General features: G+C 47.3%; 12 protein-coding genes and 1 tRNA gene. 10 read left to right on the top strand and 3 right to left on the bottom strand.

Annotated elements, in window-relative coordinates; all coding sequences use genetic code 11:
• Nucleotides 1-2: 2 nt before the first annotated feature.
• Nucleotides 3-482, bottom strand: a complete 480-nt coding sequence (gene msrA, locus IE064_RS03355) for a peptide-methionine (S)-S-oxide reductase MsrA (protein ID WP_133039172.1) — start codon at nucleotides 480-482, stop codon at nucleotides 3-5.
• Nucleotides 483-634: 152 nt separating this feature from the next.
• Here msrA and astE point away from each other — a divergent pair, with 152 nt between their 5' ends.
• From astE to IE064_RS03310, 9 genes are all read left to right on the top strand, one after another.
• Complete coding sequence (gene astE / locus IE064_RS03350) at nucleotides 635-1663, top strand: succinylglutamate desuccinylase (protein ID WP_189616390.1); 1029 nt, start codon at nucleotides 635-637, stop codon at nucleotides 1661-1663.
• A 151-nt stretch (nucleotides 1664-1814) separates the two neighbouring features.
• Entirely contained in the window at nucleotides 1815-2993 is a 1179-nt protein-coding gene (locus IE064_RS03345; protein WP_189616388.1) for a thiamine pyrophosphate-dependent dehydrogenase E1 component subunit alpha, read from the top strand.
• Between the two features lie 2 nt (nucleotides 2994-2995).
• Nucleotides 2996-3973 carry an alpha-ketoacid dehydrogenase subunit beta gene (locus IE064_RS03340; RefSeq protein WP_133039169.1) on the top strand — a complete coding sequence of 326 codons (978 nt, stop codon included), beginning with the start codon at nucleotides 2996-2998 and terminating at the stop codon, nucleotides 3971-3973.
• Between the two features lie 9 nt (nucleotides 3974-3982).
• Nucleotides 3983-5527 carry a dihydrolipoyllysine-residue acetyltransferase gene (locus IE064_RS03335; protein WP_189616386.1) on the top strand — a complete coding sequence of 515 codons (1545 nt, stop codon included), beginning with the start codon at nucleotides 3983-3985 and terminating at the stop codon, nucleotides 5525-5527.
• Nucleotides 5528-5674: 147 nt separating this feature from the next.
• The gene (nadA, locus tag IE064_RS03330; RefSeq protein ID WP_189616383.1) at nucleotides 5675-6739 is read left to right on the top strand and encodes a quinolinate synthase NadA; all 1065 of its coding nucleotides are present in this window, start codon (nucleotides 5675-5677) and stop codon (nucleotides 6737-6739) included.
• Nucleotides 6740-6871: 132 nt separating this feature from the next.
• Nucleotides 6872-8866: a methyl-accepting chemotaxis protein gene (locus tag IE064_RS03325; protein WP_189616381.1), complete on the top strand. Its 1995-nt coding sequence runs from the start codon at nucleotides 6872-6874 to the stop codon at nucleotides 8864-8866.
• Between the two features lie 165 nt (nucleotides 8867-9031).
• A tRNA-Ser gene (locus IE064_RS03320) sits at nucleotides 9032-9119 on the top strand.
• 419 nt (nucleotides 9120-9538) lie between these two features.
• A complete protein-coding gene (locus IE064_RS03315; RefSeq protein ID WP_189616379.1) occupies nucleotides 9539-10732 on the top strand; it encodes an amino acid aminotransferase in 1194 nt (397 codons plus the stop codon).
• A gap of 145 nt (nucleotides 10733-10877) precedes the next feature.
• Nucleotides 10878-11705, top strand: a complete 828-nt coding sequence (locus IE064_RS03310; RefSeq protein WP_133039164.1) for a glucosaminidase domain-containing protein — start codon at nucleotides 10878-10880, stop codon at nucleotides 11703-11705.
• 59 nt (nucleotides 11706-11764) lie between these two features.
• Here the strand turns inward: IE064_RS03310 and trxB are convergent, their stop codons facing one another.
• Nucleotides 11765-12718, bottom strand: a complete 954-nt coding sequence (gene trxB, locus IE064_RS03305; protein ID WP_189616377.1) for a thioredoxin-disulfide reductase — start codon at nucleotides 12716-12718, stop codon at nucleotides 11765-11767.
• 145 nt (nucleotides 12719-12863) lie between these two features.
• Complete coding sequence (gene ald / locus IE064_RS03300; RefSeq protein WP_189616375.1) at nucleotides 12864-13979, bottom strand: alanine dehydrogenase; 1116 nt, start codon at nucleotides 13977-13979, stop codon at nucleotides 12864-12866.
• 178 nt (nucleotides 13980-14157) lie between these two features.
• On the opposite strand from ald, the gene lrp reads away from it, so the two are divergent.
• Nucleotides 14158-14649, top strand: a complete 492-nt coding sequence (lrp, locus tag IE064_RS03295) for a leucine-responsive transcriptional regulator Lrp (RefSeq protein WP_133039161.1) — start codon at nucleotides 14158-14160, stop codon at nucleotides 14647-14649.
• Nucleotides 14650-14728 lie beyond the last annotated feature (79 nt).

Here is a 14728-nt window from a genome sequence, read left to right as displayed (position 1 = left end):
AATTAATATTCAATGTGGCAACTGGGCAAATCATTCTTACGGATATAATCCTGATGGTATTCTTCTGCTTTGTGGAAGGTTTGCGCGGGGACAATTTCGGTGACAATTTGCCGTAAGCCCCATTTACCACTGCGCATCAACGCCAGTTTTGATGCTTCTGCCTGTTGTTTCTGCTCTTTATCGTGGAAAAACACCACACTGCGGTACTGGGTTCCCATGTCAGCCCCTTGTTGGTTAAGGCTGGTAGGGTTGTGGTTTTTCCAAAATACCTGCAGCAAATCATCATAACTGACTTGCGACGCGTCATATTCAACCTGTACCACTTCCGCATGCCCGGTGGTGCCTTTTTTGACTTGCTCATAGGTTACCGCATTATCGCCACCGCCCATATAACCACTGGTGGCGTTAATCACCCCAGGCACTTGTCGGAAAAAATACTCGACGCCCCAAAAACAACCGGCGCCAAAGGTTGCAATCGCCATAATATAACCCTTATTAGATGTCTAGATGGCTAAAATTATCTTCGAAGCTGCGCGAGCTTGCAATAGCGGGGAAATAATAAGTCATAACGACTTGCCATTAACCACTGTGATAGCATGCAGTAGTAAGGCATCATTGATTTAAGGAGTAAACCGTGCTGCAGCCATTACTGCAACAGGCGAATTTTCTAGCACTGACCCTTGCCAATCCTCTGTTTATGGCGGCCGAACAAGGCGTTATTGCGGATCACACGCAAGTCGAGATCTGGGATAGCGGCGTCTTGGTTTTTACACCACTGACCGCTGAACCAACGAGCGACATCGTTTTGTCGAGTGGTATTCATGGCAATGAAACCGCCCCCATAGAACTCTGCAACCAACTAATCCGCGCCATTCTCCAGCAGCATTTACTGTTGCGACAAAGAGTGATGTTTATCTTCGGTAATCCAATGGCGATGATTAACGGTACACGTTTTGTGACAGAGAACCTCAATCGTTTGTTCAATGGTGAACATGCTAATCCGAATGTTCTGACAAATGGTGAGCGCGCGCGTGCGGCAAAATTAGAGAGTTATATGCAGCAGTTCTTTACCGCAACTGGCCGAAAGCGATTTCATTACGATCTGCATACGGCTATCCGTGGTTCGCGTCATGAGCGCTTTGCTGTGTGTCCTTATCGGCCGGATAAACCTCATTTGAAACAACAAATTGCATTTTTAAGTGCCGCCGGGATTGAAGCGTTTCTGATGCATCATGAACCTACCACCACTTTCAGTTATGCCTCGTCAGCCAATTATCAGGCAGAAGCCTTCACCGTAGAGTTGGGGAAAGTTATGCCTTTTGGCCAAAATGATTTAACCCGACTGGCAGCACTGCGCGCCATGCTGATGGCGTTGCTTGCTGAAACAGCAACTCCAACGCCAGATTTTGCCGCCGATAAGCAAGTGCTTTATCGGGTGTGTCGCTCCATTACCAAACACTTTGCCGACTTCGCTTTTACCTTTGATAAAGATCTGCCCAACTTCACGCAATTTGCCCAAGGTGAAGTACTAGCCCATGAAAATGGTCAGGCTATTGTAGCGGAACAAGAAGGTGAGGCGATTGTGTTTCCTAACGCGCAGATCCCCATTGGTCAACGTGCCGCGCTGTGTGTGGTGGCCGATCCTGGTATTCCGTTAGCCTAATGTAAAGCTAGATATACGCGCTATAGCAATCAAAGTTGATGATAGCCGGATCACAGAGATTGCCAGCCGCTTAAAGTTAACCTAGTGTGCTGGACGAGTATAAGAACCAATAGCAGAACGATTCTGCCTAAACAGAATGAAAGAGCACATCATGAGCAACCCTACGTTTACCCAACAGGTTGTCCATCGTGCAACGTTTCTGGAACGGAATTCGCTGAATATTCCGATCCTGAAATTGTTGCAAGCAGATGGCACCACCTTCGAAAACGCTGTGCTTCCACAGGTTGATGAAGCGCTGTCGCGAAAAATTTTTGATACCTGTGTTTTTATCAGAACGCTGGATGAACGCATGTTGGCAGCGCAGCGTCAAGGACGCATCAGTTTCTATATGACCTGCACAGGTGAAGAAGCTGCTGTCATCGGCAGCGCTGCGGCACTGGAGCCTGAAGATATCATCTTGGCGCAATATCGTGAGCATGCAGCGCTGCGTTATCGTGGGTTCACCACCGAGCAGTTCATGCATCAGATGTTCAGTAATGAAAAAGATCTGGGCAAAGGGCGACAGATGCCGATCCACTACGGCTGCCAGCAACTGCACTTTCAGACAATTTCTTCCCCGCTAGCAACGCAGATCCCGCAGGCATCTGGTGTCGGCTACTCCTTAAAAATGCAGGGTAAGCGCAATGTTGCCATCTGTTATTTTGGTGAAGGTGCGGCATCTGAAGGTGACTTTCATGCAGGCCTGAATATGGCGGCGGTTCATAAAGTTCCGGTAATTTTCTTCTGTCGCAACAATGGTTACGCGATTTCTACGCCCACTGACGAACAATATGCCGGCAACGGTATTGCCAGTCGCGGCTTGGGTTATGGCATGCACACCATTCGTGTCGATGGTAACGATATGTTGGCCGTCCTGGCTGCCACACAGCAGGCCAGAGCTTGGGCCATAGAACATAGTGCTCCGGTGTTGATTGAAGCCATGACCTACCGTTTGGGGGCTCATTCATCTTCAGATGATCCGTCTGGATATCGCTCAAAAGATGAAGAAGCACGCTGGCAGCAGCACGATCCGGTCAAACGCTTTAAATTATGGCTGATCAATAAAGGCTGGCTCACAGAAGATGATGATGCCGAACTGCAAAGCCGTTACCGCCAAGAGGTGCTGGATGCGTTGAAGGTCGCAGAAAAAGTGCCCGCGCCCAAGCTTGACGAAATAATTGAGGATGTTTACGACGTGCCAACCGCAAACCTGAAAAAGCAGCTTGAGGAATTAAAAGCGCATGTAGCTAAATATCCCAAGGCTTATCCCAAGTCATCAGGGAGGTTATAAGCATGGCTAAGATGAATATGCTGCAAGCCATCAATAACGCACTGACGCTGGCGATGACGGCCGATGACAAGATGCTGGTATTTGGTGAGGATGTTGGTCATTTTGGTGGAGTGTTCCGCGCAACCTCTGGGTTGCAGGATAAATTTGGCAAAGAGCGTTGCTTCAACACACCGTTGACAGAGCAGGGCATTGCCGGGTTTGCTAATGGTCTGGCGTCCAACGGCATGACGCCTGTCGCGGAAATCCAGTTTGCCGATTATATATTCCCGGCATTTGATCAGATAGTGAATGAGTCGGCGAAGTTCCGCTATCGTAGTGGCAACCAGTTCAATGTCGGCGGCCTGACGTTCCGTACACCTTACGGTGGTGGTATTGCCGGAGGTCATTACCATTCGCAATCACCAGAAGCCTATTTTACTCAGGTAGCGGGGCTTAAAGTGGTAGTGCCGCGCAATGCTTACCAAGCCAAAGGTCTGTTGTTATCAGCCATTCATGATCCCAACCCGGTGATATTCTTCGAACCCAAACGGCTATACCGTGCCTCAGTGAATGATGTACCGGAAGAGGCCTACGAGTTGCCGCTCGGGAAAGCAGAAGTCGTGCGCGAGGGCGCCAATATTACGTTGTTGGCGTGGGGCGCACAGGTGGAAGTTATCGAAAAAGCGGCTGAAATGGCGCAGGAAGTTAACATCGACTGCGAAGTGATCGATTTGAAAACGCTCGCACCGTGGGATGTCGAAACCGTTGCAGCCTCCGTGCGTAAGACCGGTCGGTTGCTGATCAACCATGAAGCACCGTTAACCGGAGGCTTTGCCGGTGAGATTGCTGCAACAATCCAGCAGGAATGCTTTTTGTATCTGGAGTCCCCCATTGCCCGCGTGTGTGGGCTGGATACTCCATACCCATTGATCCATGAGAAGGAATATATGCCGGATGCGCTGAAAACCTTCGAAGCTATCAAAGCCTCGGTGAACTTCTAGGAGTGGCGCATGATTAAGGATTTTATTTTGCCGGATATCGGCGAAGGTGTTGTTGAATGTGAGCTGATGGAGTGGTTGGTAGCCGAAGGCGAACGGGTTGAAGAAGATCAACCGGTATGTGAAGTCATGACCGACAAAGCCTTGGTACAAATTCCAGCACCATTTCCAGGTGTGATAGCCAAACTCTATTATGCCAAGGGCGAAATAGCCAAAGTGCATTCGCCTTTATATGCCGTCGCCATGGACGAAACCGGTTTTACCGAGCCTGCCACGCCAGTGCCAGCGGCCGAGCAAGTAAAACCTGCGACTGCCGGTAAACAGGTAGAAGATTTTCTGTTGCCTGATATTGGTGAAGGCATCGTGGAATGTGATCTGGTAGATTGGCTCGTCGCTGAGGGCGATCTGATTGAAGAAGATCAACCCATCTGCGATGTGATGACTGACAAAGCTCTAGTGCAGATCCCCGCGATAAAGCCTGGCAAAGTGGTCAAGTTGTACTACGAAAAAGGGCAGGTAGCTAAGGTACACGCGCCTCTGTTTGCCATCGAAACTGACGCAGAGTTCGAGACCTCGTCCCCGGATACTGGAGAGCCAACGGCAGCGGTTATCAGTAACACGCCCACAGCGCCAGTGGCGCAGGGTAAAGCACTTGCCAGCCCGGCGGTGCGTCGTTTGGCGCGCTCTCTTGATGTCAACCTCGCGGAGGTTCCTGGTAGTGGCAAACACGGACGGGTTTATAAAGAAGATATTGAACGCTATGTAAAGGGCGCTTCATCTCAGCCACAACCGGTTGCGATGACGGATACTCCACCAACAGTTGCAGCGCCGACAATAACCGACCCAGTAACCGCCGATAAAGTGGTGCCCATTAAAGGGGTTCAGGCGGTCATGGCGCGGCAGATGATGGATTCAGTATCCACTATTCCTCATTTTACCTATTGTGAGGAGCTGGATATTACTGAGTTGGTGGCTTTAAGAGAGCAACTTAAGCAGAAGTACGCCTCGGATAGTCTGAAGCTGACTATGATGCCATTCTTCATGAAAGCGTTGTCCCTAGCGTTGCTGCAATTTCCTGTCGTTAACAGCCGGGTCAATGCTGAATGTACTGAACTGACTTATTTGTCGCGCCATAACATTGGCATGGCGGTGGATTCAAAAGTGGGCTTGCTGGTACCGAACATTAAGGATGTACAGGCGAAGTCCATTTTGGACATCGCGGCCGAGATTACGCGGCTGACAGAGGCCGCCCGCAGTGGTCGAGTCACCCCGGCAGATCTGAAAGACGGCACTATCTCTATTTCCAATATCGGTGCACTTGGCGGGACAGTGGCAACGCCGCTTATCAACAAACCGGAAGTGGCCATTGTGGCCTTAGGGAAATTGCAGGTGTTGCCAAGGTTTAATGCTAAGGGTGACGTGGAAGCCCGTAAGATCATGCAGGTTAGTTGGTCTGGTGATCACCGAGTGATTGATGGTGGCACGATTGCGCGTTTCTGTAATTTGTGGAAACAGTATCTTGAACAACCGCAAGAAATGTTACTGGCAATGAAATAACCAATAGAAGCCCCGAAAGGGGCTTTTCTCTTTTAGTTAGCGACATACCACTTTGGTCTGAGTAAAGCTGGTTGAGTCACAAAATGGTTACCGAATAATGACGTTTTCCGTATAATAACCGGACAAATTATCGTCCAGTTGTACATTATGCAAAGGTTAGCCATAAACAATTCATATCACTATCCTTTTCCACCGAAACCAGTGTCATTGAGCGATGTTGAAAAACACCGTTATCGAGAACAGATAAAACAACTGTTAAAGCAGAAAAACGCCGTGTTGGTTGCCCACTACTACACCGATCCTGAGATCCAGGCGTTGGCTGAAGCAACCGGTGGCTGTGTTTCTGATTCCCTAGAAATGGCCCGTTTTGGCAAGGAACATCCCGCAACCACCTTAATTGTGGCGGGGGTTAAGTTTATGGGAGAAACCGCAAAGATTCTCAGTCCTGAAAAAACAGTATTGATGCCAACACTAGAGGCGACCTGTTCATTGGATGTGGGATGTCCTGTCGATGACTTCAGCGCCTTTTGTGATGCGCACCCAGATTATACGGTGGTGGTCTATGCTAATACCTCAGCAGCGGTTAAAGCCCGAGCTGACTGGGTGGTTACCTCCAGTATTGCGCTAGACGTGGTTGAATATTTAGACAGTCTGGGGAAAAAAATCATCTGGGGGCCAGATCGTCATCTCGGTGGCTATATCCAGAAGCAAACTGGCGCCGACATGCTCCTGTGGCAAGGTGAATGTGTCGTACATGATGAATTTAAGGCAAATGCCCTCCGGCAATTGAAAATACAATATCCCGACGCTGCCATTCTGGTACATCCAGAATCTCCCGCCAGCGTTGTGGAAATGGCTGATGCAGTTGGCTCTACCAGCCAGCTTATCAGCGCCTCGCAAACCTTACCCAATCCTCAATTCATTGTGGCCACAGACAAAGGCATTTTCTACAAGATGCAACAGGCAGTACCAGGCAAACAGTTGATCGAGGCCCCGACAGGCGGGCAGGGCGCGACATGCCGCAGTTGTGCCCACTGTCCTTGGATGGCCATGAATGGACTTCGGGCAATAGCTGATGCACTGACAGCCACTCAACCACATAACCACGAGGTTTTCGTTGAAGAAGCTCAGCGGCAACAGGCGTTACTGCCACTGACACGAATGCTAAATTTTGCCGCAAAACTAAAATTGCAGATTAAAGGTAATGCTTGATCTAAATTCTTGCGTTAACTGCCCGGTTTATCCGGGTTTTTTATCTCAAAATTTCAAAACCCTGTTGCTTAAAGCTGTCTATACTGAATGCAATAAAAATACTCACTCGATAGCAAGACCAGAGGAGCTATTATGTCTTGGCAATGGATTGGCAATCTTCCACTTCGGTTTAAATTTCTGTTAGTTATCGTCCCTTCGTATCTGTTTGCCATCATTTTTGGTTGTGTACTGGTATTTCAGTTTTTGTCACAAGCAAACAGTGCCAGCCAAGTTATTGCTTTGAGCGAATTGGCAAAGGTGAATAGCAATTTAGTGCATGAACTGCAAAAAGAGCGAGGAATGAGCGCAGGCTTTATCGGTGCCAGTGGCAAGGCTTTTGCTGATAAATTGCCAGAACAGCAACAGTCTACCGACAAAGCGCTTCAGGCGTTCCGAACATTTATCAGCAGCCATGAATTACCTAAGAGCTTTGCTAATGATTTAAACGAAGTGAACAGTCAACTAAGCAAACTGCAAACCATACGCAGCCAAGTTTCAGCACTGACGATAAGCGTTGCGGACGAAGTCGCCTATTATACCCACCTCAATGAGTTGTTGTTATCTATCGTCGATGACACCGTCAAAGCCGGCAGTGATAAAGCCATCGCGGTGAATGCCGCCGCCTTTTCTGCATATCTACAGATGAAAGAGCGAGCCGGTATTGAACGCGCCATTCTCAGTTCTACATTTGGACAGCAGGGATTTAAAGACCGCGTATACACTCGATTTGTTACTTTGGTAGCCGAACAAAGCAGCTTTCAGCAAAGGTTTATGGCGTTGACCAATAGTGCTATGTTGGCACGTTACAAGACCTTGCTGCAGCAACCCGCCATTGCGGAGGTAGAACGTTACCGCACGGTCGCCTTCAATCAACAAGCCGCAGAGATAGCAAAGGAATCACCGGAAGCGTGGTTTGCCGCATCGACTAAACGTATCGAATTGATGCACGATTTTGAAATCACGCTTTCCGATAATCTCATAAGTAAAACCAACTTGCTGCACCGGCAGCTTCTTACACAAAGCTGGCTATTGGGCAGTGGGATGCTCAGTGGTGTATTGTTAGCTGGACTGTTATCACTTTTAGTGCAGCGTTTTATCAGTCGAGGGCTTCACAAAATTCATCTTGGAATGACAACAGCCCGCAAAGAATTTGATCTGTGCCAACGAATAGAACTTCACAGCACCGATGAACTAGGGTCTGTCGCCGCAGCATTCAACGAGATGATGACGGATTTTGAACGGATCATTACCAATGTCCGGGCCAGCAGTAAAACACTGCTACATGTGGTTGATACGCTGAAAGCTCACTCATTACAAATCAATAATGATGTAGCGGTGGGCTCAAGTGAAACCGAGCAAGTGGCGTCTGCGATGACTGAAATGAGTTCCACAGTGCAAGAAATTGCCAATAATGCGGTGCAAGTATCCGATGCCTCGCGCCTAGCATCACAGGAAGCGCAAAAAGGCAACGATGAAGTATTGAAAACGGCTGATGCGATGTCGGAGTTGGCGCAAGAAATTGAAATTGCCGCCACCGCTTTTAGACAGTTGGATGGCGATATTCATGGCATTGTCAACGTCCTGGAAGTTATTAATGGTATAGCAGAACAAACTAACTTATTGGCGCTTAATGCGGCTATCGAAGCCGCCCGTGCAGGCGATATGGGACGAGGTTTTGCAGTCGTTGCAGATGAAGTACGCAATCTGGCCCAGCGTTCACAATCATCTACCGAAGATATCCGCAATATGATCGAACGGTTAAAGCGCGGGGCGGTTAAAGCGCTAGAAGCGATATCCAAAGGGCAGTCCATGGCCAACAACAGTGTGACGGAAGCAAAACAGGCCGGCCTAGAGTTACATAAAATTGTGTCTCATGTGGCATTGATCGAAAGCATGAATGAACAGATTGCGGCGGCCACCCATCAGCAGTCAGTGGTTGCAGAAGAGGTCAATCGCAATGCAATGAAGATCAGCGACATCTACCGCAACACGCAACAGATAGCGACAGAGTTCCAAGAGCTTAATGAATTGCTGGTAAAAGAAGCTGACAAAATGGGGAAAGAAGTGAGTCGATTCAAGGTGTCATAGGATTAAAATCAGCAACTTGTTCAGCAAATACCCAAATGGCAAGGTGACTGAGATTTTCGCTTGACCCTCGAAATGCTTTTGCGTAAAGTACCGCTCCGTTGGCCGTTTAGTCGGTAAAAGACTAGCGTCAACAGATGTTGGATGAGCATCAAAAAAACATCTTGTGGTGAGGTGTCCGAGTGGCCGAAGGAGCACGCCTGGAAAGTGTGTATACGGAAACGTATCGAGGGTTCGACTCCCTCCTTCACCGCCATAATTAAAAGACGGGGATCAGTAACTTACTGGTTCCCGTTTTGCTTTTGGGACATTTTTTGGGCAATTTTTAAGCTAAACGCCCAATTTTTCTCTTCTTCTTTTCTATCCTTGCCGATCCCACACATTATAGGTAGGCGCTCCGTATGCAATGCGTACAGCCTTGGGTATCCATAGACAACTATCGGCGATAAATTTCATAAAAATAGCTCCTGCCATCGTTTGTCTGATGTATTTTTAATAAAAAATGACTATTGATATACTGAATTCAGTTTTTTTGATAATTTTTTGAAAAATGTTTATTTATTGGGCGGCTTGCTCACATAATTTATTGATAGAGCTGTTTCGAGATCGCTGCCAGTGGTATAAATACAGCGATTTCCGCCCTACAATAATTCCAGTCATAAGCAGGTATAAAACATGATTTTCCAGCAGATAAGTCAAGCACCAGCCGATCCGATATTAGGTTTGACCGAAGCCTTTAAGAAAGATCCGCGCCAGGAAAAAGTCAACTTAGGTGTAGGTGTGTATAAAGATGAGTCTGGTCTAACACCCGTGCTGAAGTCAGTGAAACTCGCTGAAGCGAAATTGTTGGATACCGAAACATCAAAAACCTATTTAGGTATTGATGGGGTGCAGCTATACAACAAAGTAGTGCAGGAACTGCTTTTTGGTGCCGACAGTAAAATTGTCAAAGAAGGATTAGCGGTAACAGCTCAAGCTCCCGGTGGTACCGGCTCGCTGAGAATAGCAGCTGAATTTGTGGTTAATAACACTAACAGCAAGACAATTTGGGTCAGTAAACCAACTTGGGCCAATCATCAAAACATCTTTGCAGCGGCAGGCCTTTCAATTAGAGAATATGGTTATTACGATGCTGCCAATCAGTCGCTGAACTTCGAGGCGATGGTTGCAGATCTACAACAGGCTACTACCGGAGATTTAGTATTGCTGCATGGCTGCTGTCATAATCCCAGCGGTATTGATCTGTCGGCAGCGCAATGGACTCAAATTGCACAGTTATGTTTTGCTAAACAACTAGTGCCATTGTTTGATTTCGCCTATCAAGGTTTTGGTGATGGTGTTGAAGAAGATGCATTGGGGCTGCGCACGGTTGCAGCAGTAGTACCTGAGTTGTTGGTCGCAAACTCATTTTCAAAAAACTTTGGACTTTACAATGAACGTATTGGTGCAGTCACGCTAGTTGCGCAGGACGCAGCTACCGCGCAAAAAGCGTTCAGTCAAGTAAAGCGTACAATTCGCGCCAACTATTCCAATCCACCCGCACATGGTGGCTTAATCGTCAGCACAGTGTTGACAGATCCAGAGTTAAAAGCCTTGTGGTTAGAAGAAGTTACTACCATGCGGCAGCGCATTGCTGAAATGCGACAACTGTTTGTTGATACTCTGAAAGCCGAAGGGGTTGAGAAAGATTTTAGCTTTATCTGTCAGCAGAAAGGCATGTTCAGCTTTTCGGGTCTGAATAAATCTCAGGTAGAAAGACTGCGTGACGAGTTTGCTATCTATATTGTTGGTTCTGGTCGTATCAGTGTCGCGGGGATGACCAAAACCAATATTCCGGTTATTTGTAAAGCAATTGCCAAAGTACTGTAGCGAGCATAGGACATTCCTGTAAAAGGACGGTATAAACCGTCCTTTTTTTATGTACCAAAGGTCTCTGGAACATCGCAAATTTTGTGAAACCGTATGCCTGATTTATAATCAACTCCGTTTATTAGTCATTTTCAAAGGAGGCTGTTTGAGAACAGGTCGCTTAGGCTCATCTATTCTGGCTATGGCCGTGGTCATTCTTGCGGTATTGACACTACGGGTCATCTTCATTCCTGTGGCTGAGCAAAATGACATAGGGGCACCCCTAGTAAAGAAAAACCGGTTGGGTGTTAACCTGATCCCTGACTTCAGTGCATTTGATGATGTGAGTGCTAAGAAGCAGGCATTTTTTGATTTCCTGCGCCCGGCGGTAAAAAAACAAAACCGCATTATTACAGAGGAAAGGCGCTTTCTGCTGCAGGTGCAGAATCATCTGAAAAATCACAATGTACTTGATGACGCGGAAGTGTATCGGGTACATAAGCTGGCGGATAAATATGAATATGCTATCCGCAATATTGATGCTGCAAGTCTACGGAGTTTGCTGCGACGGGTTGATGTCATTCCTGAGTCCATGGTGTTAATCCAGGCGGCTAATGAGTCAGGTTGGGGCGCATCGCGTTTTGCCAAAGAAGGTTTCAACTTTTTTGGTCAGTGGTGCTTTAAAGAGGGCTGTGGTCTGGTGCCACAGTCACGTGGGCAAGGTCAGGTTCATGAAGTTGCGGTGTTCAATAGTGTTGAAGACTCGGTGGCTTCCTACATGCGCAATTTGAACTCTAACGCTGCATATGGCTTATTCCGCTCAATTCGCGCTGATTTGCGGGCACAAAAGGAACCTCTCAGTGCTGAAAAACTGGTTTATGGTCTGGTAAATTATTCGGAGCGGCAGGACGCCTACATTGATGAATTGTTGGATATGCTGCGCCATAATCAGGAATATTTGGACGACAATAACGGCGTTAGCAGTGCTGTATGACGGCTCTCCAAGCACAAAAAAACCGGCATTAGTTTGCCGGTTTTTTCTTGCCAGAAGGCTTATTTTTGAGCATCTAGATAGCGTTCAGCATCCAGCGCGGCCATACAGCCGGTGCCGGCAGAAGTAATCGCCTGACGATAATACTGATCCATAACATCGCCTGCAGCAAATACCCCAGGAATACTGGTCTGTGTGGCATTGCCATTGATACCGCTGTTAACTTTCAGATAGCCATGATTCATTTCCAGCTGTCCTTCGAAAATAGCCGTATTGGGGCTATGACCGATAGCAACAAATACACCTGCAACGTCAAGATTACTTATCGAACCATCTTTCACGTTTTGCAGCTTGATACCGGTAACGCCCATATCATCACCAAGCACTTCATCTAACGTACTGTCGAGATGTAATACAATGTTGCCGTTTGCCACTTTATCCATCAGCCGATCAATCAAGATCTTTTCTGAGCGGAAGCTGTCGCGGCGATGAATAACGTGAACTTCTGCGGCAATGTTGGACAAATAAAGTGCCTCTTCAACGGCGGTGTTACCACCACCGATCACGGCAACTTTTTGGTTGCGATAAAAGAAGCCATCACATGTGGCACAGGCTGAAACCCCTCTGCCTTTGAAGGCATCTTCTGACGGTAATCCTAGATAGCGAGCAGAAGCTCCGGTCGCAATAATCAACGCATCACAAGTGTATTCAGCATTGTCACCGACCAATCGGAAAGGACGCTGCTGTAGATCAACGTTATTGATATGATCAAAAATAATTTCAGTATTAAACTTCTCTGCATGTTTCTGCATGCGTTCCATCAATAACGGCCCAGTCAGATCGTCAGGATCGCCAGGCCAGTTCTCGACTTCAGTGGTGGTGGTTAACTGACCACCTTGTTGCATACCGGTGATCATCACTGGCTTCAGGTTGGCACGAGCAGCGTAAACCGCGGCGGTGTATCCGGCTGGGCCGGACCCCAGAATAAGCAGATGACAATGTTTAGCTTGGCTCATAAAGTTCTCCATGCCTTCAAAAATTGTCCGCGATTGTAGGTAATTTGACGCGGGTGGTAAAGCGCCATTCCCTGAATAATCAAGATTGCCTCAATCGATAAAAAAGGAGCCAGCAGGCTCCTTCGATTTCATTAAGACTGCCAGATTATTGTAACAGGCTAGTAGGTGCTGTGTACGCCAAACCGTGCGATTCAGCCACTTCCTTGCAGGTCAATTTACCGTGCATTACGTTAAGGCCTGCTAACAGATGTTTGTCATCCAACAACGCTTCCTTGTACCCCATACGAGCCAATTTTAAAATGTAGGGCAGGGTGGCATTATTCAATGCAAAGGTGGATGTTCTGGCAACGGCGCCGGGCATATTAGCAACGCAATAATGCACCACATCGTCCACAATATAGGTGGGATCTTGGTGAGTAGTCGCGTGGGACGTTTCGACACATCCACCCTGATCAATTGCCACGTCAACAATAGCACTGCCAGGTTTCATCCGTTTGACCATCTCTTTGGTAACCAGTTTTGGTGTCTGAGCGCCAGGGATCAACACCCCACCGATGACCAAGTCGGCTTCTAGAACATGGCGTTCGATGGCATCAGCAGTGGAATAGACCGCTTTAACCGCTGAACCAAACTGCATGTTAAGACGTCGCAATGCATCAACAGAGCGATCCAATACCGTCACATCCGCGCCCATGCCAATCGCAATTTGCGCGGCATTGGTGCCCACCATACCGCCGCCAATAATCACTACTTTAGCGGGCTCCACGCCAGGTACACCACCGAGTAACATGCCACGGCCGCCGTGAGATTTTTCAAGTGCCATAGCACCCGCCTGAATTGACATGCGGCCAGCAACTTCTGACATAGGTGCCAATAACGGTAAGCCACCTTTGGCATCAGTCACGGTTTCATAAGCAATACATACAGCACCGCTCTTGAGCAAATCTTCGGTTTGTGCCAAATCTGGCGCAAGATGCAAGTAGGTAAACAGGATCTGATCGTGTCGTAACATCGCACGTTCAATAGCAAGCGGTTCTTTTACTTTTACCACCATTTCAGCAATGGCGAACACTTCCGCAGCGGTATCTAGGATAGAAGCACCCGCTGCAGTATAGTCGTCGTCAGTAAATCCAATGCCAAGACCCGCATTCTTTTCTATATATACCTCATGGCCTTGCATCGTCAGTTCTCGTACGGATGACGGCACCATGCCAACCCGGTATTCATGGTTTTTTATCTCTTTTGGAATACCAATCTTCATTTTTGAGCCTCAACATAAATTTTCCCAGATACGGGAGTAGGATATTTGTTATAATTGCGTACCTGACACTAAACAGTCAGGAACGTCTAGTATAGTCTGGCTTATGCAGTTTATGCTGCTAAACTTTTAACATACGCAACATAAAAAACCGTTTTAGAAATAAAACAAGGTTAAAAACATGGCTGATAATAAAAAAAATTCCATTAAAGATCTCGATCGTATTGATCGCAACATACTTATAGAACTTCAGAACGACGGCCGCATTTCCAATGTTGAATTATCCAAGCGCGTAGGGTTGAGTCCAACCCCTTGCCTTGAAAGGGTAAAAAGACTTGAGAAACAGGGCTTTATTAGTGGTTATACGGCATTGGTTAATCCGCACTATGTGGATGCGTCACTGTTGATATTTGTAGAGATTACGCTAACGCGTGACACTCCGGAAGTGTTCGACAAATTTAACCGCGCAGTACAGTTATTGGACGATATTCAGGAATGCCATCTGGTCTCTGGTGATTTTGACTATTTGTTAAAAACTCGCGTGTCAGATATGTCGGCTTACCGCAAGTTGTTGGGGGAAACCTTATTGAAATTGCCATCTGTGTCTGATACCAGAACGTATGTGGTAATGGAAGAAGTTAAGCAAACCAACCGTATCGCAATTTCTGCCTGATATTAATGATAAAACAGCCGGGATTTGACCCGGCTGTTTTAGTTTATAACGCAACTAAAATGGCTGGCTTAACCGCAGC

The organism is Shewanella fodinae (genome assembly GCF_014651955.1).
In the GTDB taxonomy this organism is placed as follows: Bacteria; Pseudomonadota; Gammaproteobacteria; order Enterobacterales; family Shewanellaceae; genus Shewanella; species Shewanella fodinae.
Note: the sequence above shows the minus strand (reverse complement) of the source record. Positions and strands in the feature narration are given on the sequence as shown.